This window comes from Kitasatospora misakiensis (genome assembly GCF_042656005.1).
Taxonomy (GTDB): Bacteria; Actinomycetota; Actinomycetes; order Streptomycetales; family Streptomycetaceae; genus Kitasatospora; species Kitasatospora misakiensis.
This window is the reverse complement of the sequence record NZ_JBHSOF010000004.1, coordinates 18,149-42,610: the sequence shown is the minus strand read 5'-3', so window position 1 is coordinate 42,610 and position 24,462 is coordinate 18,149. Positions and strand designations below refer to the sequence as shown.

The 24,462-nt window shown below is 71.2% G+C and carries 17 protein-coding genes; all 17 read right to left on the bottom strand.

Annotated elements, in window-relative coordinates; translation table 11 throughout:
- Window positions 1-62: 62 nt before the first annotated feature.
- The 17 genes from ACFP3U_RS05260 to ACFP3U_RS05180 all read right to left on the bottom strand — a co-directional run bounded on the left by ACFP3U_RS05260 (window position 63) and on the right by ACFP3U_RS05180 (window position 24,457).
- The gene (locus tag ACFP3U_RS05260; RefSeq protein WP_380224000.1) at window positions 63-1,220 is read right to left on the bottom strand and encodes an ABC transporter ATP-binding protein; all 1,158 of its coding nucleotides are present in this window, start codon (window positions 1,218-1,220) and stop codon (window positions 63-65) included.
- Window positions 1,210-2,262, bottom strand: coding sequence for an ABC transporter ATP-binding protein (locus ACFP3U_RS05255; RefSeq protein ID WP_380223999.1), 1,053 nt, complete (start codon window positions 2,260-2,262; stop codon window positions 1,210-1,212). Before ACFP3U_RS05255 ends, ACFP3U_RS05260 begins: the two co-directional genes overlap by 11 nt.
- A 15-nt stretch (window positions 2,263-2,277) precedes the next feature.
- The gene (locus ACFP3U_RS05250; protein ID WP_380224153.1) at window positions 2,278-3,192 is read right to left on the bottom strand and encodes an ABC transporter permease; all 915 of its coding nucleotides are present in this window, start codon (window positions 3,190-3,192) and stop codon (window positions 2,278-2,280) included.
- Between the two features lie 76 nt (window positions 3,193-3,268).
- On the bottom strand, window positions 3,269-4,195 hold the full coding sequence (locus ACFP3U_RS05245) for an ABC transporter permease (RefSeq protein ID WP_380223998.1): 927 nt from the start codon (window positions 4,193-4,195) through the stop codon (window positions 3,269-3,271).
- Between the two features lie 85 nt (window positions 4,196-4,280).
- Entirely contained in the window at window positions 4,281-5,912 is a 1,632-nt protein-coding gene (locus tag ACFP3U_RS05240; RefSeq protein WP_380223997.1) for a peptide ABC transporter substrate-binding protein, read from the bottom strand.
- A 215-nt stretch (window positions 5,913-6,127) separates the two neighbouring features.
- A complete protein-coding gene (locus tag ACFP3U_RS05235; protein ID WP_380223996.1) occupies window positions 6,128-7,144 on the bottom strand; it encodes an ABC transporter ATP-binding protein in 1,017 nt (338 codons plus the stop codon).
- Window positions 7,137-8,186, bottom strand: coding sequence for an ABC transporter ATP-binding protein (locus ACFP3U_RS05230; RefSeq protein ID WP_380223995.1), 1,050 nt, complete (start codon window positions 8,184-8,186; stop codon window positions 7,137-7,139). Before ACFP3U_RS05230 ends, ACFP3U_RS05235 begins: the two co-directional genes overlap by 8 nt.
- Window positions 8,187-8,205: 19 nt before the next feature.
- On the bottom strand, window positions 8,206-9,147 hold the full coding sequence (locus tag ACFP3U_RS05225) for an ABC transporter permease (RefSeq protein WP_380223994.1): 942 nt from the start codon (window positions 9,145-9,147) through the stop codon (window positions 8,206-8,208).
- Window positions 9,140-10,084 carry an ABC transporter permease gene (locus ACFP3U_RS05220; RefSeq protein ID WP_380223993.1) on the bottom strand — a complete coding sequence of 315 codons (945 nt, stop codon included), beginning with the start codon at window positions 10,082-10,084 and terminating at the stop codon, window positions 9,140-9,142. Before ACFP3U_RS05220 ends, ACFP3U_RS05225 begins: the two co-directional genes overlap by 8 nt.
- Window positions 10,085-10,173: 89 nt before the next feature.
- Complete coding sequence (locus tag ACFP3U_RS05215; RefSeq protein WP_380223992.1) at window positions 10,174-11,808, bottom strand: peptide ABC transporter substrate-binding protein; 1,635 nt, start codon at window positions 11,806-11,808, stop codon at window positions 10,174-10,176.
- Between the two features lie 429 nt (window positions 11,809-12,237).
- Entirely contained in the window at window positions 12,238-14,106 is a 1,869-nt protein-coding gene (typA, locus tag ACFP3U_RS05210; RefSeq protein WP_380223990.1) for a translational GTPase TypA, read from the bottom strand.
- 239 nt (window positions 14,107-14,345) lie between these two features.
- Complete coding sequence (locus tag ACFP3U_RS05205) at window positions 14,346-16,088, bottom strand: ABC transporter family substrate-binding protein (RefSeq protein WP_380223989.1); 1,743 nt, start codon at window positions 16,086-16,088, stop codon at window positions 14,346-14,348.
- Window positions 16,089-16,193: 105 nt separating this feature from the next.
- Window positions 16,194-18,722 carry a SpoIIE family protein phosphatase gene (locus tag ACFP3U_RS05200; RefSeq protein WP_380223988.1) on the bottom strand — a complete coding sequence of 843 codons (2,529 nt, stop codon included), beginning with the start codon at window positions 18,720-18,722 and terminating at the stop codon, window positions 16,194-16,196.
- 393 nt (window positions 18,723-19,115) lie between these two features.
- Entirely contained in the window at window positions 19,116-21,914 is a 2,799-nt protein-coding gene (locus ACFP3U_RS05195) for a SpoIIE family protein phosphatase (protein ID WP_380223987.1), read from the bottom strand.
- 189 nt (window positions 21,915-22,103) lie between these two features.
- The gene (locus tag ACFP3U_RS05190; RefSeq protein ID WP_380223986.1) at window positions 22,104-22,544 is read right to left on the bottom strand and encodes a (deoxy)nucleoside triphosphate pyrophosphohydrolase; all 441 of its coding nucleotides are present in this window, start codon (window positions 22,542-22,544) and stop codon (window positions 22,104-22,106) included.
- 25 nt (window positions 22,545-22,569) lie between these two features.
- Window positions 22,570-22,752: an SPOR domain-containing protein gene (locus ACFP3U_RS05185; RefSeq protein WP_380223985.1), complete on the bottom strand. Its 183-nt coding sequence runs from the start codon at window positions 22,750-22,752 to the stop codon at window positions 22,570-22,572.
- Window positions 22,753-22,927: 175 nt separating this feature from the next.
- On the bottom strand, window positions 22,928-24,457 hold the full coding sequence (locus ACFP3U_RS05180; protein WP_380223984.1) for a DUF4190 domain-containing protein: 1,530 nt from the start codon (window positions 24,455-24,457) through the stop codon (window positions 22,928-22,930).
- Window positions 24,458-24,462: the final 5 nt, after the last annotated feature.

The window sequence follows — 24,462 nt, the reverse complement described above, 5'->3', positions numbered from 1 at the left end:
CAAAACGGGAGCGCGCCCTCCCTGAGGAGGACGCGCTCCGCCGACGGGGCCTGGCCCCGCTGTCAACCGCTTTCCGGCTGCTCCCCCGCCGCCCCCGGCTCACCCGGCGCTTTCGGCTCGCCCTGCCCGCCCGGCTCCCCCGACCCCTCCGCCCCGCGCTCGGCCGCGAAGTGGCAGGCCGACTCGTGGGCGGCGAGCCCGGACAGCCAGCCCGGCGCCGCCAGCAGCGGCACCTCCACCACGCACCGCTCCTGCGCCTTCCAGCAGCGGGTGCGGAAGCGGCAGCCGGACGGCGGGTTGGCCGGCGAGGGCACGTCACCGGTCAGCACGATCCGGTCCCGGACCTCCCGCGCGCTCGGGTCCGGCACCGGCACCGCGGAGAGCAGCGCCTGGGTGTACGGGTGCGTGGCGTGCTCGTAGATCTCCAGGTCGCTGCCGATCTCGACCATCTTGCCCAGGTACATCACGCCGACCCGGTCGGAGATGTGCCGGACGATCGAGAGGTCGTGCGCGATGAACATGTACGAGAGGTTGAACTCCCCCTGGAGCTGCTCCAGCAGGTTGATCACCTGCGCCTGCACCGAGACGTCCAGCGCCGAGACCGGCTCGTCGCAGATGATCACCTCCGGCTTGAGCGCCAGCCCCCGGGCGATGCCGATGCGCTGGCGCTGGCCGCCGGAGAACTGGTGCGGGTACCGGTTGATGTACTCCGGGTTGAGCCCGACCACGTCCAGCAGGTCCTGCACCGCCTTGCGGCGGTCGCCCCTGGGCGCCACCTCGGTGTGGATCTCGAAGGGCTCGCCGATGATGTCACCGACCGTCATCCGCGGGTTCAGCGAGGTGTACGGGTCCTGGAACACCATCTGGATGTTCCGGCGCACCGCCTTCAGCCCGGCCCCGGAGAGCCGGGAGATCTCCTCGCCCTTGAACCTCACCGAGCCGCCGGTGGCCGGCTCCAGGTTCATCAGCACCTTGGCCAGCGTGGACTTGCCGCAGCCGGACTCGCCGACGATGCCCAGCGTCTCGCCCTGCCTGAGTTCGAAGGAGACGCCGTCGACCGCCTTCACCGCGCCGACCTGCTTCTTGAACAGCACGCCCCTGGTGAGCGGGAAGTGCTTGACCAGGTCGCGCACTTCGAGGATCGGCTCACCGCGCGCGACCTCCTGGGCGAAGGCGGCCTCCACCGGCGAGTCGACCGAGTCGGGCCCGTCAACGGTCATGGAGGGTCTCCTTCCAGAAGAAGCAGGCGCTGCCCCGCCCCGCCAGCTCGATGCCGTCGTCCTCCACCACCGGGAACAGCTCCGGCACCTGCTGCCGACAGATGTCCTGGGCCCGCGGGCAGCGCGGGTTGAACGCGCAGCCCGGCGGGATCCGCAGCAGGTTGGGCGGCAGGCCCTTGATCGCGTACAGCTCCTGGCCCTTCTGGTCCAGGCGCGGGATCGAGTCCAGCAGCCCGCGGGTGTACGGGTGCGCCGGGCGCGCGTACAGCTCGTGGACGGGGGCCGTCTCCACGATCCGGCCCGCGTACATCACCGCGATCTTGTCGGCGACGTCGGCGACCACGCCCAGGTCGTGGGTGATCAGGATCAGCCCCATGTGGTACTCGGCCTGGAGCTCCGCGAGCAGGTCCATCACCTGGGCCTGGACGGTGACGTCCAGCGCGGTGGTGGGCTCGTCCGCGATGATCAGGTCCGGCTCCAGCGCCAGCGCCATGGCGATCATGATGCGCTGGCGCATACCGCCGGAGAACTGGTGCGGGTAGTCGTTGACCCGGTCCTTGGCGGCCGGGATGCGCACCCGGTCCATCAGCTCGACGGCCTTCTCCTTGGCCTCCTTGCGCGAGCTCTTGTGGTGGGCGCGGAACATCTCGCCGAGCTGGAAGCCCACGGTCAGCACCGGGTTGAGCGAGGAGAGCGCGTCCTGGAAGATCATCGCGATCTTCTGGCCGCGGATCCGCCGCCGCTGCTCCTTGTCCATCCTGAGCATGTCCTGGCCGCGGAAGCGGATCTCGCCCCGGGGGATGCGGGCCGGCGGCATGTCCAGGATGCCCATGATCGCCTGCGCGGTGACCGACTTGCCCGAGCCGGACTCGCCGAGCACCGCCAGCGTCTCGCCCGCCCGGACGCTGTAGCTGACCCCGTTGACCGCCCGCGCCACCCCGTCCCGGGTGACGAACTCGACGTGCAGGTCACGGACGTCGAGCAACGGGCCCTCGTACGGGGCCTCCCGGCGGGACGTGCCGGGGTCGACTGCTGTGGTCACGATGCGTCCCCTCGCTCAGCGAAGCTTCGGGTCGAGGGCGTCGCGCACCGCGTCGCCCAGCATGATGAAGGCCAGGACGGTGATGGAGAGCGCCGCGGCCGGGAAGAAGAGCACGAACGGCGCCGTCCGGATCACCTTCTGGGCGGAGGAGATGTCGATGCCCCAGGAGATGGTCGGGTCCTGCAGGCCGATGCCGAGGAAGCTCAGCGTCGCCTCGGTGGCGATGTAGCCGCCCAGGGCGATGGTCGCCACCACGATCACCGGGGCCACCGCGTTCGGCAGGATGTGCCGGAACATCAGCCGACCGGTGCCGGCGCCGAGCGCCTTCCCGGCCATCACGTAGTCGGCCTGCTTGACCGTCAGGACGGCGCCGCGCATGACGCGGGCGATCTGGGTCCAGCCCAGCACGCCCAGCGCGACGACCACGGTCCACACCGTGCGGGTGGCGAAGGCGTTCAGCAGCACCAGCGCGCCGAGCAGCAGCGGGATGCCGAAGAAGATGTCGATGATCCGGGAGAGCACCGCGTCCACGGCGCCGCCGAAGTAGCCGGCCACCATACCGGTCAGCCCGCCGAGCAGGGTGACCGTGGCGGTCACGAAGATGCCGACGGTGATCGAGGCCCGGGCGCCGTAGACCACCCGGGCGTAGATGGACCGGCCCTGGCCGTCGTAGCCGAACCAGCCCGCGCCGAAGAAGTCCGTCCAGTCCGGCCGCTTGAGGTAGTTGTTGACCAGGTCGGCCTTGCGCGGGTCGGCGTCGGTGAACGCCCCGGGGAAGATCGCCATCACGACCAGCAGCACGATCAGCACCGCCGAGATCAGGAAGATCGGGCGCCGCCGCAGGTCCCGCCAGGCGTCGCCCCAGAGGCTGCGGGCCTGCTCCCGTTTGACCGGGTCCGGCTCGATCAGGGTCTCCTGCTCGACCGCCATGCCCTGCTCGCCGGCGTAGTCCAGGTGGTCCACGCCCGGCTTGGGGTGCGGTTCGAAGGAGCCCTCGTCGTGCATGTCAGGCATAGCGGATCCTCGGGTCCAGGACCGCGTAGAGCAGGTCGACGACGAGGGAGGCCACCAGGTAGACGATCACCAGCACGGTGACGATGCCGACCACGGTGGGCCCCTCCTTCTGGTTGATCGCCCGGTACAGGACGTTGCCGACGCCCTGCACGTTGAAGATCCCCTCGGTCACGATCGCGCCGCCCATCAGCGCGCCGAGGTCGGTGCCGAGGAAGGTGACCACCGGGATCAGCGAGTTGCGCAGCAGGTGACGGGTGATGATGGTGCGCCGGGGCAGGCCCTTGGCGACCGCCGTACGCATGTAGTCGGCCCGCAGGTTCTCGCCGATCGAGGTCCGGGTGAGCCGGGCGACGAACGCGAGCGAGAGCGAACCCAGCACGATGGCGGGGAGGATCAGCTGGGAGAGGTCCTTGGAGTCCTGCACCGTCGGGGTGACCCAGCCCAGGTTGGTGGCGAACACCGTCTGGGCGATGTACGCCAGCACGAAGACCGGGATGGAGATCACCAGCAGGGTGAGCACCAGCACCAGGGTGTCCTGGACGCTGCCGCGCTTCAGGCCGGAGAGCAGGCCCAGCAGCAGACCGAAGACCATCTCGAAGGCGAAGGCCAGCAGGGCCAGCCGGATGGTGACCGGGAAGGCGTCCGCCATGATGTCGCTGACCGGGCGGCCGGTGAAGCTGGTGCCGAAGTCGCCCTGGAAGAGGTTCCCCATGTAGTGCAGGTACTGCTTCCAGATCGGCTGGTCCAGGTAGTACTTGTGCTTGATGCTGGCCACCACGGCGGGGTCCGCGGCCTTGTCCCCGAACAGCGCGGAGACCGGGTCGCCCGGCAGCGTGTAGACCATCAGGAAGATCAGCAGCGTGGTGCCGAAGAACACCGGGATCATCTGCAGCACCCGCCGCAGCACATAACTGCCCATTCGAGCCTCCTTCCTGGAGATGTGATCGAGTGCCCGGGGCCCCGCCCTCCGTACGGGAAGGGCGGGGCCCGCGCGGGAGAGCCCGTCAGCCCTTGACCTCGACCTGGGTCCAGGCCGGGTTACCGAAGGAGTCGAACTTCACGTCCTGGACCTTGGTGGAGTAGCCCGAGGTGGTGCGGTAGTACCAGAGCGGGATGGCCGGCATGCCGCTGGGCAGCACCGCCTCGGCCTTCTGGTAGCCGGTCGCCGAGTCGGCCACGCTGGCGGCCTCGTCGGCCTGGGTGGAGAGCTGGTCGAACTCCGGGTTGCTGTAGCCGAAGTCGTTGGACGCGGCGCCGGTGCGGTAGACGTCGGACAGGAAGTTGGCGTTCAGCGGGTAGTCCTGGACCCAGCCGGTGCGGAAGGCGCCGTTGACCTGGTGGCCGGTGATCGCCGCGCGGGCGGTCTTGAAGTCGGGCTTCGGGTCGCCCACGCAGTCCACGCCGGTGCTCTGCCGGATCGAGTTGCAGACCGCGTCCACCCACTCCTTGTGGCCGCCGTCGGCGTTGTAGGTGATCGTCAGCCGGTTGCCGGGGACGCCGCCGCCCTCGGTGACCAGCTGCTTGGCCTTGGCCGGGTCGAACGTGCAGAAGTCACCGCACTGGCCTTCCTTGTAGCCCTCGACGCCCTCGGCCACCCAGGCGCTGGCCGGCTTGCGCGAGCCCTGGAGCACCGTCTTGGTGATGGTGTCGCGGTCGATGCCCATCGACAGGCCCTGCCGGACTTTCGCCTTGTCCGGGGAGGACCAGTCGGCCTGGTAGAGCGTGAAGCCGATGTTCTGGATGGCGCCCTGCGGGGAGTCGACGGCGCGGTCGCCCAGGTCGGTCTTGTAGGTGGCCAGGGCGGAGGGCGGCACCTGGTCCATCACGTCCAGGTTGTTGGACTGCAGGTCGGCGTAGGCGGCCTCGGCGGTGCTGTACATCTTGAAGACGACGCCGCCGTTCTTCGGCTTGTCCACGCCCTGGTAGTCCGGGAAGGCCTTGGTGACCAGCTGCTGGTTGTGGTCCCAGCTGACGAACTGGTACGGGCCGTTGCCGACCGGCTTCTGCCCGTACCCGGCGGGGTCGTTGAAGAAGGCGTCCGGCAGCGGGGAGAAGGCGATGTAGCCGAGCTTGTACTCGAAGTACGAGACCTTGCCGCTCAGCTTGACGGTGAAGTGCAGGTCGTCGGTGACGGTCAGCCCGGACATCTTGGTCGCGGTCGGCTGTCCGCTCTCCGGGTGGACGTCCTTGTAGCCCTCGATCTCGGCGAACCAGGAGCTGTTGATCTGGTTGTTCGCGGTGGTCGCGCCCCAGTTCCAGGCGTCGACGAAGTTCTTGGCGTGCACCGGGGTACCGTCGTGGAACTTCCAGCCGTCCTTCAGCGTGATGTTGAAGGTCTGCGAGTCGCTGGTGTCGATCTTGTCCGCCACCTGCATCCGGATCTTCGCGTTCGAGGGGTCGTAGTCGACCAGCCCCTTGAAGAGGTTCTGGATGATGCGCCCGCCGCCGGTCTCGTTGGCGTTGGCCGGCTGCAGCGGGTTCTGCGGCTCACTGCTCTGATAGCTGAAGGTCTTGCTGTTGTCCGACGAGCCGCTGCTGCTGCTTCCGCCGCCCCCGTCGCTGCTGCACCCGCTGGCCACCAGGGCCACGGATGTCGCTGCGGCGAGGACCCATCGAGCACGGGTGGCCACGGGCATGGAGGTCCCTCCTCAAGGTGTGTGACGCATCACACCCCATGAGAAGCGCGGCACCATGGCGGCGCGAGTCGGGTACCCCCGGACGGGTGCACGGCGCCTGACCTCGGTTGACACCCCCGACCCGGCCCGGGAACGCCGGAGGGGCCCGTGCCGCGAACGGCTACGGGCCCCTCAGGGCGGATCCGGCGCGGATCCGTCGCGGATCGGACGCGGAATCAGACCGCGGCCGCCTCCCGGACGGCGGCGAAGTGGCACGCCGACTGGTGCTTGGCCGCACCGCTCAGCACCTCGGGCACCGCGAGCAGCGGGACCTCGGTCGAGCAGCGCTCCTCCGCCTTCCAGCACCGGGTGCGGAAGCGGCAGCCGGACGGCGGGTTGGCCGGCGAGGGGATGTCACCGGTCAGGATGATCCGGTCGCGGGACTCGCGCGCCGCCGGGTCCGGCACCGGCACCGCGGAGAGCAGCGCCTGGGTGTACGGGTGGGTGGCGTTCTCGTAGATCTCCTCGTCCGTGCCGATCTCGACCATCTTGCCGAGGTACATCACGCCGACCCGGTCGGAGATGTGCCGGACGATGGAGAGGTCGTGGGCGATGAACATGTAGGAGAGCTCAAAGTCGTTCTGCAGCTGCTCCAGCAGGTTGATCACCTGGGCCTGGACGGACACGTCCAGCGCGGAGACCGGCTCGTCGCAGATGATGATCTCGGGCTTGAGCGCGAGGCCGCGGGCGATGCCGATGCGCTGGCGCTGGCCGCCGGAGAACTGGTGCGGGTACCGGTTGATGTACTCCGGGTTCAGGCCGACGACGTCCAGCAGGTCCTGGACCGCCTTGCGGCGGTCGCCCTTGGGCGCCACCTCGGGGTGGATCTCGAAGGGCTCGCCGATGATGTCGCCGACCGTCATCCGCGGGTTCAGCGAGGTGTACGGGTCCTGGAACACCATCTGGATGTTCCGGCGGACGGCCTTGAGCGCCGCGCCGGACAGCTTGGAGATGTCCTCGCCCTTGAACAGCACCTCGCCGGAGGTGGCCCGCTCCAGGTTCATCAGCACCTTGGCCAGCGTGGACTTGCCACAGCCGGACTCGCCGACGATGCCGAGCGTCTCGCCCTTCGCCAGCTCGAAGGAGACGCCGTCGACGGCCTTGACGGCGCCGACCTGCTTCTTGAACAGGATGCCCTGGGTCAGCGGATAGTGCTTGACCAGGTCCTTGACCTCCAGGATGGGCTCAGCCATGGAGGGTCTCCTTCCAGAGGTGGCACGCGCTGCGGCGGCCGGTGAGCTCCTTGCCGTCCTTGTCGGTCACCTGGTGCAGCGTCGGGATCTCCGAGCGGCACAGGTCGGTGGCGACGTCACAGCGGGGGTTGAACGCGCAGCCGGCCGGAACCTTCAGCAGGTTCGGGGGCAGGCCCTTGATCGCGTACAGCTCCTGGCCCTTCTGGTCCAGGCGCGGGATCGAGCGGAGCAGGCCCTTGGTGTACGGGTGCGCCGGGTTGGCGTACAGCTCGTGCACCGGGGCGGTCTCGACGATCCGGCCGGCGTACATCACGGCGATCTTGTCCGCGACGTCGGCGACCACGCCGAGGTCGTGGGTGATCAGGATCAGGCCCATGTTGTACTCGGCCTGCAGCTCCGCGAGCAGGTCCATCACCTGGGCCTGGACGGTGACGTCCAGGGCGGTGGTGGGCTCGTCGGCGATGATCAGGTCGGGCTCCATGGAGAGCGCCATGGCGATCATGATGCGCTGGCGCATACCGCCGGAGAACTGGTGCGGGTAGTCGCCGACGCGCTGACGGGCGGCGGGGATGCGCACCCGCTCCATCAGCTCGATGGCCTTCTCCCGGGCCTCCTTCTTGGAGGCGCCGCGGTGCACCCGGAACATCTCGCCGAGCTGGGCGCCGACGGTCATCACCGGGTTCAGCGAGGAGAGCGCGTCCTGGAAGATCATCGCGATCTTCTGGCCGCGGATCTGCCGGCGGTCCTCCTCCTTCATCGTGAGCATGTCCTGCCCGCGGAAGAGGATCTGGCCCTGGCTGATCTTGCCGGGCGGCATGTCGAGGATGCCCATGATGGTCTGGGCGGTCACCGACTTGCCGGAGCCGGACTCGCCGAGCACCGCCAGGGTCTCACCGGCGGCCACGGAGTAGTTGACGCCGTTCACGGCCTTGGCGACGCCGTCCCGGGTGTGGAACTCCACGTGGAGGTCCTTGACCTCCAGCAGCGGGGTGCCAACTTCGAGCCGGCCGCTCTTCTGGTTCTTCTCGATCACGGTGGTCATCGGGTCGTCACCTCTTCTCTCAGCGGAGCTTCGGGTCGAGGGCGTCGCGGACCGCGTCGCCGAGCATGATGAAGGCCAGCACGGTGATGCTCAGCGCGGCCGACGGGAAGAGCAGGACGTGCGGGGCCGCCAGGAAGCGGACCGACGCGTCGCTGATCATCAGGCCCCAGGAGATCTCCGGGGACTGCACGCCGATGCCGAGGTAGGACAGCGCCGCCTCGGCCCCGATGTAGACACCCAGGCTGATCGCGGAGACCACGATGACCGGCGCGATGGCGTTCGGCAGGATGTGCCGGAAGGTGATCCGGGCGCTGCTCGCGCCGAGCGCGCGGGCCGCCATCACGTAGTCGTTGTGCTTGTTGGAGATCACCGAGGCGCGCATGATGCGGAAGATCTGCGGCCAGCCGAGGACGGCCATGACCAGCGAGACGGTGTAGGCGTTGCCCTTGCCGAGCATCGACATGATCAGCATGCCGCCGAGCAGCAGCGGGATCGAGAAGAAGATCTCGGTGAAGCGCGACAGGATCGAGTCGACGATGCCGCCCTTCCAGCCGGCCAGCAGGCCGAGGAGCGCGCCGACGACGGTGACCAGCAGCGTGGTCAGGACACCGACGATGATCGAGTTGCGGGCGCCCCACACCGTACGGGTGTAGACGTCGCAGCCCTGCACGTCGAAGCCGAACCAGTGCTCGGCGCTCGGGCGCTTGAGGGAGTTGGCCAGGTCGCACGCATTGTTGGCGTTCGGGCTGCCGTCGGTGAACAGCTGCGGCACGGCCGCCATGACCAGCAGGAACAGCACCAGAGCGGCACCGATCATGAAGACCGGATTGCGGCGCAGGTCGACCAGCGCGTCCGTCCAGAGGCTGGCCACCCGCTCCGGCTTCTGCTTCTTCTCCGGGGCGTTCTTCGGGCTGTTGTCCTCGGACGGGGCCTCGCTGCCCACGGTGATGGTGTCACTCATAGCGGATCCTCGGGTCGAGCACGGCGTACAGCAGGTCCACGAGCAGGGTGGTGATGAGGTAGATCATCACCAGCAGGGTGACCATGCCGACGATCACCGTGCCCTGCTTCTGGTACACGGACTGGGCGAGCAGGCCGCCGATGCCGTGCATGTTGAAGATCTTCTCGGTGATGACCGCACCACCCATCAGGCCGCCCAGGTCGGCACCGAGGAAGGTGACGATCGGGATCAGCGCGTTGCGCAGGGCGTGACGGCCGATCACCCGACGGCGCTTCAGGCCCTTGGCGACCGCGGTGCGGACGTAGTCCGCGCGCATGGTCTCCATCAGGCTGGTGCGGGTCAGTCGGGCGACGTACGCGAGCGAGGTGGACGCCAGCACGAAGGCCGGCAGCAGGTACGCCCGCAGTCCGTCCTCCTCGTTGAAGGAGACCGGGAAGAAGTCGAAGCCGTAGTCGTTCTTCAGCTTCACACCCAGCAGCAGCTGGAGGACGAAGCCGGTGACGAAGACCGGGATCGAGATCACGAACAGCGTGCTGATGAGCACCAGCTGGTCGATGAACTTGCCCTTGCGCAGGGCCGCCATGACACCCGCCAGCACACCGATGACCGCTTCGACGACGAAGGCGACCAGGGCGAGGTTGACGGTGTACGGGAACGCCTCACTGATCATGTCGGTCACGGAGCGACCGGTCAGGCTTTCACCGAGGTTCCCCTGGAAGACCCCCGAGATGTAGTTCCAGTACTGGAGCAGGAAGGGGTCGTTCAGGTGGTACTTCTGGCGGATCATCTCCGCCACGATCGGGTCGGCTCGCTTCTCGCCGGCCAGCGCCTGCACCGGGTCACCGGGCAGGTAGTGGACCAGCGCGTAGATCAGCAGCGTCGCACCGAGCAGAACAGGGATCGCCTGTATCAGTCGGCGGATGACATAGCGGCCCATCAGACCTCCATACTTTCGGACAAGGAAGGGAGGCGGGAGGACTCGGACTGTAGTCCGGTCCACCCGCCCCCGTTCGTCTGACTACCGGATCAGCCTGCGAGCTCGACCTTGGCCAGGTCCATGCGGCCCTGGGCGTCGGTGTCGAAGTTCTTGATCTTCTTGCTGTACGCGGCGGAGGACATGTAGGTGTACACCGGGATGTACGGCAGGTCCTGGATCAGCACGTCGTCGGCCTGCTGGTACAGCTTGATGGCCTCGTCGTCGGTCTTCGCCTGGTCGGCCTGGTCCAGCAGGGTCTCGAACTTCTCGTTGACGTAGCCGCCGTAGTTGGAGCCGTTGTCGATCGCGACCTTGGAGAAGATCGGACGCAGGTAGTCCTCGATCGACGGGTAGTCCATCGACCAGGCCATGCGGAAGGCACCCGAGTACTGCTTGTCGCCCAGCGCGTCCAGGATCTTGCCGAACTTCTCGAACGGCTTGAAGGTGACCTCGACGCCCAGGTTGTTCTTCAGCTGGTTGCCGACGGCCTCGATCCACTCCTTGTGGCCACCGTCGGCGTTGTAGCCCAGCTCGATGGTGTTGTTCGGCACACCGCCGGCCTCGGTGAAGAGCGCCTTGGCCTTGGCCGGGTCGTACTTGGCCGCGTCGCCCATGGCGCCCTTGCGGTAGCCCGGGATGAGCGGGTTGACGAAGTCGTCGGCCGGGACGCGGGTGCCCGAGAAGATGGTCTTGGTGATCGCCTCGCGGTCGATCGCCATCGAGATCGCCTTGCGGATCTCCGGCTTGCCGAAGGCGGCCGGGTTGGTGGCGATCGGGAAGCCGATGTAGCCGACGCCCGACTCCGGCTTGTAGATGTAGCGGTCGCCGAACTCGCTCTTGACGGTCGACATGGCCGAGATCGGCAGCTTGTCGGTGGCCTGGATGTTGTCGGCGCGCAGGTCGTTGTACGCGGTGTCCAGGTTGTCGTAGATCTTGAAGGTGACGCCCTGGAGCTTCGCCTTGCCGTCCGAGGCCGGGAAGTTCTCGTAGCGCTTGACCTTGATCTGCTTGTTGTGCTCCCAGCTGCCGTCCATCTCGAACGGGCCGTTGCCGATCGGCTTGTCGCCGAAGCCCTTCGGGTCGGCGTAGAACGCCTCCGGCAGCGGGTAGAACGGGTTGTACCCGAGCATCGTCTTGAACTGCGAGAACGGCGCCTTCAGGGTGACGGTGAAGGTCTTGTCGTCGACGACCTTCAGGCCCGAGAGCTCCGTGGCGGTGGGCTTCTTGTCCTTGCCCGGGGCCAGCTCGTCGGAGCCCTCGATCTTCGCGAAGAAGGGCAGGCCCTCGGCGGCGTTGTCCTGGTTGGCGCCCCAGTTCCAGGCCTTGACGAAGGACTTGGCGGTGACCTTCTCACCGTTGTGGAAGGTGTAGCCGTCCTTCAGCTTGATCGTCCAGACCTTGCTGTCGGTGGTCTCGATCGACTCGGCCACGCGCAGGGTCGGGGCGTTGGTCTTGAAGTCGTAGTCGATCAGGCCGGCGAAGAGGGCGTTCTCGACCTCGGTGCCCTCGGACTCGGCGGTGTTCTGCGGCACCAGACCGTGCTGCGGCTCACCGAGCTGGACGGCAATGGTGCCACCACCGGACGCGGCGCTGTCACTGCTCTTCGAGCTGGTGCTGCAAGCGGTCGCCGTGAGGGCGATCGCGGTCGCCGCGACGAGCCACTTGGTCTGGGTTGCACCGCGCATGGGGGGATGCCTCCTGAATTCGACTTTCCAACGAGGAGAGCACTGCGGGCGGTTGATCCGGTCCGCCGTGCCGTCCGCGCTCGGGGTTTCGGCGCGCACCCCTGCGCGTTAACCCTTGACCCGAGGCTGACTGCACCCACTATGTGTCACCGACGGACACGAAAGTGACCAATGCCGATCTCAATTAGGTCACATGAACGGTCGGTAAGTTTCGAAAATCGGACATATAAGACATACTCAGACAGGCATCAACCGGACAGTCGTCATGAATGACGGACTGTTACGTTCGCTCAGCGGACACCTGACCGTGGTAATCGCTATTCCGTTTATACGCGCGTCGACAACTTGGAGTAGTTGAAAACGATCACCCCCCTCTCCAGTGGAAAGGGGGGCGATCGGTTCAGGCCAAGGGCCTTTTAAACCCGGGCGTCAGGCCTTCTTGGCGCGCGAAGCAGAACGGCCGCGCTCCTTCTGGTCCAGGACGACCTTACGGATGCGCACGGTCTCCGGGGTCACCTCGATGCACTCGTCCTCGCGGCAGAACTCCAGCGACTGCTCCAGCGAGAGCTTGCGCGGCGGCACCAGGTTCTCGGTGGTGTCGGAGGAAGCGGCACGCATGTTGGTGAGCTTCTTCTCCTTGGTGATGTTGATGTCCATGTCGTCCTGGCGCGAGTTCTCGCCGACGATCATGCCCTCGTACACCTCGGTGGTGGGCTCGACGAAGAGCGTGCCGCGCTCCTGGATGCCCATCATCGCGAACGGCGTCACGACGCCCGCACGGTCCGCCACCAACGAACCGTTGTTGCGCATCCGCAGCTCGCCGAACCACGGCTCGTGGCCCTCGAAGATGCTGTGCGCGATGCCGGTGCCGCGGGTGTCGGTCAGGAACTGGGTGCGGAAGCCGATCAGGCCGCGCGACGGGACGATGAACTCCATGCGGACCCAGCCGGAGCCGTGGTTCGTCATGGTCTCCATGCGGCCCTTGCGGGTCGCCATCAGCTGGGTGATCGCGCCGAGGTACTCCTCGGGGCTGTCGATGGTCATCCGCTCGACCGGCTCGTGGGTCTTGCCGTTGATGACCTTGGTGACGACCTGCGGCTTGCCGACGGTCAGCTCGAACAGCTCCCGGCGCATGGTCTCGACCAGGATGGCCAGCGCCAGCTCGCCACGGCCCTGGACCTCCCAGGCGTCCGGACGCCCGGTCGGCAGCACGCGGAGCGAGACGTTACCGATCAGCTCGCGGTCCAGGCGGTCCTTCACCATGCGGGCGGTGACCTTGTGGCCCTTGCCGCCCTTGCCGACCAGCGGCGAGGTGTTGGTGCCGATGACCATCGAAATGGCCGGCTCGTCCACCGTGATGAGTGGCAGAGCGACCGGGTTCTCCAGGTCGGCCAGGGTCTCGCCGATCATGATCTCCGGGATGCCCGCGACGGCGCAGATGTCGCCGGGGCCGGCCACCTCGGCCGGCTTGCGGGTGAGCGCCTCGGTCATCAGCAGCTCGGTGATCTTGACCTGCTGGACCGAGCCGTCCCGCTTCATCCACGCGACCTGCTGGCCCTTGCGCAGCTCACCCTGCTCGACGCGGCAGAGCGCGATACGGCCGAGGAAGTTGTCTGCGTCCAGGTTGGTGACGTGGGCCTGGAGCGGCGCGTCCTCGTCGTAGGTCGGGGCCGGGACGTGCTCCAGGATGGTGGAGAAGAACGGCTCCAGCGAGTCGCTGTCGGCCGGCACGGTGCCGTTCTCCGGCTTGGTCATCGAGGCGACGCCGTCACGCGCACAGGCGTAGACGATCGGGAACTCGATCTGGTCCTCGGTGGCGTCGAGGTCCAGGAAGAGGTCGTAGGTCTCGTTGATGACCTCGTCGATCCGGGAGTCCGGACGGTCGGTCTTGTTGATGCAGAGGATGACCGGCAGCTTGGCCGTCAGTGCCTTGCGGAGCACGAAGCGGGTCTGCGGGAGCGGCCCCTCGGAGGCGTCGACCAGGAGGACGACGGCGTCCACCATCGACAGACCGCGCTCGACCTCGCCACCGAAGTCGGCGTGGCCCGGGGTGTCGATGATGTTGATGGTGATCGGCGCGCCACCTTCCTTCGGGTGGTACTTGACCGCGGTGTTCTTCGCGAGAATGGTGATGCCCTTCTCGCGCTCGAGGTCGTTGGAGTCCATCATCCGGTCGTCCAGCTGCTGGTGGGCAGCGAAGGCTCCGGCCTGCTTGAGCATGGCGTCAACCAGGGTGGTCTTGCCGTGGTCGACGTGGGCGACGATGGCGACGTTACGGATGTCGTTGCGCGTGGGCATGCCTAGCGGATTCTCCCGGAATCGTGGGTTTCGGCGCCCGGCTGCGTGACGCGCACTTGCGACCACTGTTGGTCGCCGCCGCCCGTTCCGCCTGCTACTACCGGTCCACCCGCCGGGCAGGACATGCCACGGCTTCCTCCTATCGTACGGGGAACGGCCCAGCTCGGCCGAAACGGGCGGTTCCGGGGGATCAAGATCACAGCTGGGCGACCCGTTTTCACCGGGCCTTCGGCCCGCGGTCAGCCCGTCGACCACCCGATGTCCTGGAGGCGCGGGCGGCTGAAACCCCACACCCCGGCGCCCGCCACGCCCTCGCGGACCGCCAGCAGCTCCGGGCGCTGGAAGAGCGGCACGGAGTGGCCCAGCTGCCAGATCCGCACGTCGGCCTCCTGGAGGAGGGCCCGACGGGCGGCCGGGTCGGGCTCGGCGGCGGCGCGGTCGAAGAGGCGGTCGATCTCCTCCGTCCCGGCCCGGGCGTAGTTGCTGCCGGGCACCGGGGTGCCGTCCGGGCCGGGGCGGGGCTTGGCGTAGACGGGCCGCTGCTCGCCGGCCGGGTCGGAGCCGGCCGGCCAGGAGAACAGGGCGAGGTCGTACTCCCCGGTGGCCAGGTGGTCGCGGAGGAAGGCCTCCGGCGGCGCCTCCGTCACCCGGACGGCCACCCCGGCCGCGCCGAGGTCGGCCGCCACCGCGTCGGCCGCCCGCCGGAGGGTCGCCGAGCCCGCCGGGACCAGCAGGCCGAGCGCCAGCGGGCGGCCGCCCCGGGCCCGGGTGCCGCCGCGGGAGGGCCGCTTCCAGCCCGCCGCGTCCAGCATCCGCCCGGGGTCGGCGGTGCCCAGCGCGTCGGCGTTGTCCCGGTAGCCGGCCTGGTCGCCGGCCAGCAGGTGGTGGCCGAGCGGCGCGGCCGGCAGCCCGAGCGGGGTGAGCGCGGCGTCGGCGGCGTGCCGCCGGTCGACGGCGTGGGCCAGGGCGCGGCGCAGCAGCGGGTCGGTGAGCGGTTCGCGGGCGGCGTTGAGGGTGAGCTGGGTGAGGCCGGTGCCGGCCGCCCGGTGCAGGGCGGTGCCGGGCAGTGCCTCGGCCCGGCGCACCGCCTCGGCGGGGTCGGCGCCGGCGCGGTCGACCGCGGTGGTCAGCGGGGCGAGGTCCAGCCGGCCCTCGGCGAGGTCCGGGCCGCGCCGGTCGGCGGGGGTGGCGAGGAAGTCGATCCGGTCGGCCTTGGCCGGCTCGCCCCACCAGTACGGGTTGCGGACCAGGGTGGCCCGTCCGGCGGCCGGGTCGTAGCCGGAGACCAGGAAGGGGCCGGCGGTCGGGTGGGCGGCGCCGCCGGGCAGCGGGCGGCCGAAGGCGGCGGCGGTGGCGGTCTCGGCGGCGGGGTAGAGCGGGCCGAACAGGGCGCGCCACTCGCCGCAGGGGCGGCGGAAGGTGACCCGGACCTCGTGCGGGTCGGCGCCCTGGACGATGGAGTCGATGGCCGCGTAGCCGGCGGGCCGGGCGGCGGTGTAGGCCGGGTCCAGGCCGGAGAGCGCGGCCCGCTGGGCGATGAAGTCGGCGGCGGAGAGCGGGGTGCCGTCGCTCCAGACCGCGCGCGGGTTGAGGTGGTAGGTGACCACCTGGGGCTGCTGGCCGGGCGGGGTGGCCTCGGCGGCGGTCAGGTAGTCCGCGTCCGCGGTCCACTCGCCGTGCGCGTCCGGCCGGAACAGCGCCGGGTAGAGGGCCTGCGCGAGCAGCGCGGAGTCGGCGGTGGCGGTGGGCTGGTAGACGTTCAGGGTGGCCGGCACGGCGTCGACGGCCCAGCGCAGCGCGCCGCCGTCCGCGACGGCGGCCCGGTCGGCCGGGCGGACGTCCCCGGTGACGGCGGCGGGGGCGGGCGGCGCGGGATCGGGGGTCCGGGCGGTGCGGGCCGGGTCGGGGCCGCCGAGGCAGCCGGCCGTGGCACCGAGGGCGAGCAGCAGCGCGGCGGCTGCGACGGGGAGGCGGGCGCGCATGGCGGCCATCGAACGCCGCCGCCCGGCCCCGGGCGGCGCCGACACGGCGGCCGACCGGGCGCGGCACCCGATCGGCGGTACGCCCGGCCCGGGGCCGGGGGTGGCCTACAGGCCCAGTTCGAACCAGACGATCTTGCCCTTGGGCGTGCGCCGGCTGCCCCAGCGCTCGGCGAGCAGGCTGACCAGCTGGAGCCCGCGCCCGCCCTCGTCGGTCTCGTGGGCGCGCCGCTGCCGGGGCTGGGCGTAGCCGTCGTCCCAGACCTCGCAGACCATGGTCCGGTCGCGCAGCAGCCGCAGCCGGATCTCGCCCCGGCCGTGCCGCAGGGCGTTGGTGACCAGCTCGCTGACCAGCAGCTCGGTGGTGTCGACCAGCTCGTCCAGGCCGCGGGCGAGCAGCCAGCTGCACGCGGCCTCGCGGGCCTTGGCGACCGAGGTGGGCTCGGGGGGCAGGAACCACTGGCCGACCGCGTCCGCCGGGAAGGCGTGCACCCGGGCCATCAGCAGGGCGATGTCGTCCTCGCCGTGGTGCGGGTTGAGCTCGCCGAGGACGTGGTCGCAGAGGTCCTCCAGGCCCTTGCCGTCGGCGGAGAGCGCGGCGCGGAAGGCCTTCAGGCCCTCGTCCAGCTGGTGCTTGCGGCTCTCCACCAGGCCGTCGGTGTAGAGGCCCAGCACGGCGCCGTCCGGCAGGGTCAGCTCGACCTCCTCGAAGGGCTCGCCGCCGACGCCGAGCGGCAGGCCGGGCGGCACGTCGAGCATCCGGGCGCGCTCGCCGGGGCTGAGCAGCACCGGCGGCAGGTGGCCGGCATTGGCGAAGATGCAGCGCCGGGTGACGGCGTCGTAGACCGCGTAGACGCAGGTCGCCAGGTAGACCTCGCGGGCCTCCTCGTCGGCCGTCGAGGTGAGCCGCCCGTACGCGGTGGGCGGACCGGCCGGCACCGAGTCGTCGCCGAGCCCGCGGGCGATCTCGTCCAGGGCGGTGAGCACCTCGGCCGGGTCGAGGTCGAGCATCGCCAGGGTGCGGACGGCGGTGCGCAGCTGGCCCATGGCGACGGCGGCGCGCAGGCCGCGGCCCATCACGTCGCCGATGACCAGCGCGGTGCGGTTGCCGGGCAGCGGGATGACGTCGAACCAGTCGCCGCCGACCTCGGTGTTGTTGTTGCTGGGCAGGTAGCGGCAGGCGATCTCCAGGCCGCTGGCGGCCGGGTTGCCCGGGGGCAGCAGGCTGCGCTGGAGGATCAGCGCGCGCTCGTGCTCGCGGCGGTAGAGCCGGGCGTTGTCGATGCAGACGGCGGCGCGGGCGACGAGCTCCTCGGCGATCGCGACGTCACGGGCGTCGAAGGGCTCGCTGCCGATCGCCCGGGAGAGCTGGACCAGGCCGAGCACCTGGTCGCGGGCGACCAGCGGGACGACCAGGGTGGAGCGCAGCAGCGGGTCGGGGCCGGGCTCGGGGATGACGCTGCGCCCGGTCCGCAGGGCTCGGGCGTGCGGGGAGCGGCGCGGGTAGCAGAGGGTGCCGCCGGCCTCCGCGATGGGCAGGCCGGTGACCGAGCCGAGCACCGAGGAGGCGCCGCCGACCACGCTGGAGACGGCGACCCGGCGCAGTTCGCCGCTGCCGTCGGTGAGCACCGTGTCGCCGAGCCGGCCGGCGCTGGGCACGGTCTCGCCGGAGAGCAGCGCGGTGTACAGGTCGACGGTGGCGAGGTCGCAGAACGGCGGGACGACGACGTCCAGCAGCTCCTTGGCGGTGGTCTCCAGGTCGAGGGTGGAGCCGATGTGGGCGCTGGCCTCGTTGAGCAGCGCGAGGTTGCGGCGGACGCCGTCGGCCTCGCGTTCGGCGACGTGCCGGCTGGTGACGTCGGAGACCTGCCCGGCGACGCCCATCGGCTGGCTGGCCGGGCCGTTGAGGCGGTAGAGCGAGACGGCCCAGAGCCGGTTGCCCTCGCGGGTCGGGACGGCGGCGTGGAAGCGCAGGTCGAAGACCGGCTCGCCGCTGGCGAGGACCTTGCGCAGGGCGGCGGTGAGCCGGTCGGCCTCGGGGCCGGGGAAGATGTCGTGCGGGGTGAGGCCCTCCAGATCGGTGGGGGCCAGGCCCATTCCGGAGGCGAACGCGTCGTTGACCCGCTGGAGGCGGAGCCGGTCGTCAAAAAGGACGAAACCCGTCGGAGTTTGGCCGAAAACAGCCTCCGAGGCGGCCAGGTCCGTCTCGATCCGGCGGAGCCGGCCGAGGTCGACCGCGAGGCAGGTGGCACCGGCGGTGGGCAGCGCGCTGTCCGGCATGAGGTAGAGCTCGGCGAGCCCCTCCCCGCCGTCGGCGTGCCGGTACGGGGTGGTGCCGACCCACTCCTCGCCGGCCAGGGTGCGCTCCAGCCTGGTCCGGCCGCGCTGCCAGAGCTCGCGCGGGACGAAGGTGGTCACCGGGTCGGCGCCGACCGCCTCGACGGCGGGGACGCCGAAGAACTCGGCGGCGCGCCCGCTCCACTGGCTGATCCGGCCGTCGGGGCCGATCGCGAAGGTCGCGACCCGGATGTAGTCGTAGATCGAGCCCGGATCCCCGGCGCCCCAGCGCTGCCCCTCGGCGACCGGCCGGGCGGCGGCCCGGACGGGTGCCGGCAGGTGCTGGGCGGGGGCAGGCACGGGTTGGGCGCCAGCCTGCCCGGGTACAGCGGCATGACCGCTGCTGCTCGGCGCATTGCGCGCCGGGGTGCTGTTCACGGACCGACCCCTCCAAACCCGCGACCGTCCGGATGTCGAGAAGACCGAGTATTCATCATCGAGGGGTCCGTTCACACGCCCTCAACATCACAACATCAGATCGGGCGAAGGTTTTTGTCCTACCGCCCGCGCAACCACAGTGCCACGCTCGCGCCCCCTGCCGGAGCGCGCGCTCCCCCGGGGGCCTCCGGTGGCATATGCAGCAACGTTTCCGCGCCCGGCGTCGCGCGGCCGTCCCCCGCACCGCCCCCGCACCGCCCCCGTCCGGACCTCCGTCCGGACCTCCGTCCGGAACTCCGCCCGGACGTCCGGCCGTTACTCGGTCTGCGGGCTGCCCGGCAGCGCCTGTTCGAACCAGACCACCTTGCCCATCCCCTCGGCCCTGGCCCCCCAGTGCAGCGCCAGCCGGGCGACCAGCTCCAGACCGCGCCCGCCCTCGTCCGCCTCGGCCGCGTGCCGCTCGCGCGGCGGGTCCGGGAGCGGGTCGGAGATCTCCACCAGCAGCGTCTCACCGAGCGTCAGGCGCACCCCGATCGGCGCGCTCGCGTACCGGACGGCGTTCGTGACCAGCTCGCTGACCAGCAGCTCGGCGGTGTCGGTGAGCGCCTCGACGCCCCACTCGGCCAGCGTCGCGCGGACCAGCCGACGGGCCCGGGCCACCGCGGTCGGCTCGGCCGGCAGGGTCCAGCCGGCCGTCGGGGTGCCGGACTGCCCGTGGCCGAGCCGGGCCAGCAGCAGCGCCACGTCGTCGGGCTCGCGGCCCTGCTCCATGGTGTCCAGCACCGCCTCGCAGGCCGCCTGGATCGACGCGTAGGGCTCCTGGAGCACTGTCACCAGCCGGCCGAGCCCCACGTCCAGGTCCTTGTCCCGGGACTCCACCAGGCCGTCGGTGCAGAGCGCCAGCAGACTGCCCTCGGGGATCTTCAGCTCGACCGACTCGAACGGGACGCCGCCGACCCCGAGCGGGGCGCCCGAGGGCAGCTCCAGGATCCGGCCGCCGCCGCCGGGCAGCGGGCTGCCGGTGCGGGTCGGCCCGTCCGCCTCCTCCCCCGGCACCACCAGCACCGGCGGGATGTGGCCGGCCTTGGCGACCGTCAGGGTCGCGGTGGCCGGGTCGAACACCGCGTACACGCAGGTGGCGAGCAGCGCCTCGTCCGGCCCCTGGGCGAGGTCGTCGGTCAGCTCGTGGACGTGCCGCAGCAGCACGTCCGGCGGCAGGTCGAGGGCGGCCAGCACCCGGACGGCGGTACGCAGCCGGCCCATGGTCGCGGCGGCCCGCAGGCCGTGCCCCATCACGTCGCCGACCACCAGCGCGGTGCGGTCGCCGGGCAGCGGGATGACGTCGAACCAGTCGCCGCCGACCTCGGTGCCGATACTCCCGGGCACGTACCGGTAGGCGACCTCGACGCCGGTCGGCTGCGGCACCTGCTGCGGCAGCAGGGTGCGCTGGAGGGTGAGGGCGGCGGTACGCTCCCGGGCGTAGAGCCGGGCGTTGTCCAGCGAGGAGCCCGCCCGGTCGGCCAGCTCGACGGTGAACGCCAGGTCGTCCCGGTCGAAGCCCTCGCGGTAGCCGGCCCGGCTGACCAGCAGCAGGCCGATCACGATGCCCCGGGCCCGCAGCGGCACCACCAGCATCGCGTGCACACCCAGGTCGTACGCCGCCTGCATCTTCGGGTCGCCGGCGTAGGTGACGTCGCTGAGCCGGTCGGCGCCGGAGAGCAGCTCGGGGACTCCGGTGCGCAGCACCCGGCCGCAGGCGGAGTCCTCGGCGAAGGTGATCCGGGCGCCGCGCCGCAGCATCACCTCCACCTCGGGGCCCTCCTGGACGGAGGCCGTGCCGAGCTGGAGCAGCGAGGTGCGGCGGTCGTGGCCGTGTCGGGGCAGGTCGTCACCGTGCGCGACGGCCTGGAGCAGGATGACGGCGGCGTGGTCGGTCAGCCGGGGGACCACCGCGGTGGCCAGCTCCTGCGCGATCCGGGAGGCGTCCAGCAGGTCACCGACGCGGGAGCCGAACTCGTTGAGCAGCGAGAGCCGACGGCGGGCGTGCTCGACCTTGGAGACAGCCCGGTAACGCTCGGTCACGTCCATTACGGTGCCGGAGATGCCGAGGACCCGCCCGGAGCGGTCGGTCATCCGGCTGTAGGAGATCGAGCGGTACCCCGAGCGGGCGGTGACCGGCGAGGCGAGCGTGACGTCGATGACCGGCTCGCCGGTGGCCAGCACCTGGCGCTGGATCGCGGTGATCTCGTCGGCGGCCCGCTCCGGCAGGGTCTCGCCGGTGGTGCGGCCGACGTGCTCCTCCGGCACCACGCCGTTCATCTCGGCGAGGGTGTGGTTGACGGCGGTGTAGCGCAGCTCGGTGTCGAGGATCGCGATGCCCAGCGGGGACTGCTCGAACAGCGCGTCCCGCACCGCGAGGTCGCGCTCCACCGCCCGGACGGCCGCCGCCTCGGCCAGGTTGACCTGCAGAAACGGCGTGCCGTCGCCGTCCACCAGGAGCGAGATCCGGGCGTCGACCAGCACCGGAACGCCGTCGCGGTCGCGCAGCTCGGCCGGGCCGGACCAGCGGCCGTGCTTCAGGGTGTCCCGGATCGCGGCCCGGATCCGGGACACCTGGTCCTCGTCGGGGATCAGCTCGTCGATCCGGCGCCCGACCAGCAGCTCGCTCGGCCAGCCGAGGAGTTCCTCGGCGGCCGGGCTCCAGAGCACCACCCGCCCGGCGGTGTCGAGGATCGCGATGGCCACCTTGACCACGTCGAAGAGGCTGCCGCCGGTGCCCTCGGCGGTTCCGGTTCCGGTGCTTGGGCCGGCCCGGCCGGGGGCCTCCGGGACGGCGCGCGGTCCGCCGGGGAACGGCCGGCCCGGGCGGCTGCGTACGCCGGGCGGCGGGGCCGCGTCGGGCACCGTCAGGGACGGCGCGGGCCGCGCCGCCTCCGGGGCCTCGGGGCCGCCCTCGCCGCGCCTCCGGGCCGGCGACGGGCGCACCCCCCGGGCGTCGGCCCGGGTGCCCGCCACGGCGCGGTTCGCGCCGCGCCGCAGCCGGGCGCGGGCGGCGGCGCTCCCCCCGGTGCCCGCCCGACGCGCTCCCCCGCCGCCGTTCCCGGTCCTCGACACCGACGGGGCCTCCGGCTCTGCTCGGGATCGGCGTCGCCGGCTGGGGCGGCTCACCGATGGTGACGAATGGTACCGAAAAGTGACATACCCAGCAGGACCAAGGCTATCCCGACCGCCGCTTCGGCCTTTCCGATTGCCGGACGGCCACCGCACGCGTCGCGCGCCGTTCGGGTTCGGGGGGTGACGGGCTCAGGCGGTGGTGAGGAGGCGGGCGACCTCGGGCAGGACCTCGCGGTCGTGGTCGAGCCAGTCGACGTCGGCCAGCTCGGCGGCGCCCAGCCAGCGCAGCTCGTCGTGCTCCAGGAGCGGGCGCGGCTCGCCGGAGAGCAGCTCGGCCGCCCAGAGCCGCAGCTCCAGACCGGGCCGCACCAGCCACGCGCCAGGCAGCCGGGTCAGCGCCCGGGCCCTGACCCCCAGCTCCTCCATCAGCTCGCGCTCCAGCGCCTCGGTCTCGGTCTCACCGGGCTCGGCCTTGCCGCCCGGGAACTCCCAGCGCCCGGCCACCTCGGCGGGCCTGCTGCGCCGCGCGGCGAGCACCCGCCCCCGGTGGATCAGCGCGCCGCCGACGACGATCCGGTTCTCCGCTGCGGGGTCGGCGGCTGCCGCCGACCGCTCCATGGCCTCATCCATGGACGTCGACCTTACGGCGTGCCGTTCACCCGCGCGGTCCCCGCGCCTCGGAGGCGCCCGCGGGCTCGGCCTCGACCCGGTACAGCTGCTTGTGGCCGCGCGCCTCGAACTCCGCCGCGAGCCGTTCGGCCGCCTCCCGCTCGATCCCGCCGACGACCAGGAAGCGATTGCCGTTGTCGTCCTGCCGCATCACCCGAAAGGTGTCCATGCGGTCCAGGCTAGGTCGGGTCCGGGGGCGCGCCCCCGGGGCCCCGGCGCCGACCCGCGTGGGGGTCGGGTCGGGGCCGGGGCTTCTCGGGACGCTACGCCCGGTTCGCTACCGCCCGGTACGGGCGCTGTTAACAGCCGGTAAGGCAGCAGCCGGGCCGGGCCCGGGCCGGGGATCAGACCCGGATGTCGGCGGCCTGCTCGCCGGTCGACAGCCCCAGCGCGCGCCGGATGTCCACCGCGAGCTTGGCGCTCTTGGTGGACAGCGCCCGCGCCTTGGCGACCTCGCGGTCCAGGGCCTCCGGGTCCGTCGTCTTGGCCGCGGTGTCCCAGGCGTTGGCGGCGTCCAGCTTGTTCGCGCCCAGCTCGACCAGCTTGGCCCTGGCGCCCTCGGGCCAGTCGATCCCGTTGGCCGAGAGCTCCGTGACCTCCTTGCGGCACGCGGCGGCCATCGTCTTCGCCCAGGCGCGGTAGTCGGCGGGCGCCTCCTCGACGTCCTTCTCCGGCTCGGCGAACAGCGCGTTGTTGTAGGCGAGCACCGCGTCCAGGTAGGTGCGCTGGGCCTGGGTGAGCTTGGTCCGGTCGGTGTGGACGCTGCCGGTGTGCTGCCGCTGCTCGTCCTGGAAGGTGCAGGTCACCCGGCGGTCGCCGGTCGCCCAGCCGTTGACGCTCGGGTAGTAGTAGTACCCGTCCATCCCGTCGGGGACGAGCCAGGAGTCGAGCGCGTACTCGTCGCGCACCGGGGCGCAGAGCTTCTCGGCGCCGGCGCTCATCTCGCTCCGGGTGGGGTACTCGGCGCCCCGGCCCGCGAGGACGGTGACGCCCGCGACCTCGGCGTGGTGCGGCGCGGAACAGGGCACCACGCGGACCCAGTAGATCCCGGCGGACTCCGAGTCCCGGCCGGGGCTGACGGGCGGCTGGTTGAAGCAGTCCCCGGCCTTCAGGTCGTTGACGGCCACCGAGCCCTTCGGTCCGCGGCGGGCGTCGCCGTAGCGCTCCTCGTCGAGGCCGAGCGCGGCGAGCCCGATGAACGCGACCAGGGAGACGATCACCGCGAAGACGCTGAGGACCAGGCCGGAGACCGCCAGGCCCCGGCCCTTCTGGTTCCGGCGGGGTATCTGGACCAGCGCGACGATCGCGAAGACGAGCGCCAGCGGCCACAGGCAGAACAGGGCGGTGGCCAGCGAGGCGATCGCGAAGCCGTTGGTGCCGGTCGGGGCCGGCGGGTAGGCGAACCCGGGCTGGAAGCCGCTCTGGGAGGCGGGGGCGACGGCCGCCCAGCCGGTCGGCCGCGGCGCGGCGGGGTCGGCCGGGGGCAGCCCACCGGTGGGGGCGGCCCACGGGTCGGCGGCGAAGGCGGCGGGGGCCGTGGGAGCGGCGGCCGGGGCGGCCCACGGGTCGGCCGGCGGTGCGGGCGCGGCTTCCGGTGCGGGCTCGGGCGCGGCTTCCGGTGCGGGCGCGGCTTCCGGTGCGGGCGCGGTTTCCGGCGCCGGCTCGGCCGTCGGCAGGGGCGCGGCCGGCGTCGCCGCCAGGTACTCGATCCTCGGGTCCGGCACCGGTCCCGCGGCGGGCTTGGTCAGCGCGACCCGCTCAGGAGCGGCGTCCTCGACGGAGGAGGTGTCCTCGGCGGACGGAGCGTCCGCGACGGGGGGCGCCGGCTCGGGCGCGGGCGCCGGGGCAGCGGCGTCGGACTCGGGCTTGGACACGTGCG

Excerpts from the sequence above, each read along its gene's own strand:
- ACFP3U_RS05260 (WP_380224000.1), bottom strand. The coding sequence starts at position 1,220 with ATGACCGTTGACGGGCCCGACTCGGTCGACTCGCCGGTGGAGGCCGCC.
- ACFP3U_RS05245 (WP_380223998.1), bottom strand. The coding sequence starts at position 4,195 with ATGGGCAGTTATGTGCTGCGGCGGGTGCTGCAGATGATCCCGGTGTTC.
- ACFP3U_RS05235 (WP_380223996.1), bottom strand. The coding sequence starts at position 7,144 with ATGGCTGAGCCCATCCTGGAGGTCAAGGACCTGGTCAAGCACTATCCG.
- ACFP3U_RS05225 (WP_380223994.1), bottom strand. The coding sequence starts at position 9,147 with ATGAGTGACACCATCACCGTGGGCAGCGAGGCCCCGTCCGAGGACAAC.
- ACFP3U_RS05190 (WP_380223986.1), bottom strand. The coding sequence starts at position 22,544 with ATGGATGAGGCCATGGAGCGGTCGGCGGCAGCCGCCGACCCCGCAGCG.
- ACFP3U_RS05250 (WP_380224153.1), bottom strand. The coding sequence starts at position 3,192 with ATGGCGGTCGAGCAGGAGACCCTGATCGAGCCGGACCCGGTCAAACGG.
- ACFP3U_RS05185 (WP_380223985.1), bottom strand. The coding sequence starts at position 22,752 with ATGGACACCTTTCGGGTGATGCGGCAGGACGACAACGGCAATCGCTTC.
- ACFP3U_RS05240 (WP_380223997.1), bottom strand. The coding sequence starts at position 5,912 with ATGCCCGTGGCCACCCGTGCTCGATGGGTCCTCGCCGCAGCGACATCC.
- ACFP3U_RS05215 (WP_380223992.1), bottom strand. The coding sequence starts at position 11,808 with ATGCGCGGTGCAACCCAGACCAAGTGGCTCGTCGCGGCGACCGCGATC.
- ACFP3U_RS05205 (WP_380223989.1), bottom strand. The coding sequence starts at position 16,088 with ATGCGCGCCCGCCTCCCCGTCGCAGCCGCCGCGCTGCTGCTCGCCCTC.
- ACFP3U_RS05220 (WP_380223993.1), bottom strand. The coding sequence starts at position 10,084 with ATGGGCCGCTATGTCATCCGCCGACTGATACAGGCGATCCCTGTTCTG.
- ACFP3U_RS05230 (WP_380223995.1), bottom strand. The coding sequence starts at position 8,186 with ATGACCACCGTGATCGAGAAGAACCAGAAGAGCGGCCGGCTCGAAGTT.
- typA (WP_380223990.1), bottom strand. The coding sequence starts at position 14,106 with ATGCCCACGCGCAACGACATCCGTAACGTCGCCATCGTCGCCCACGTC.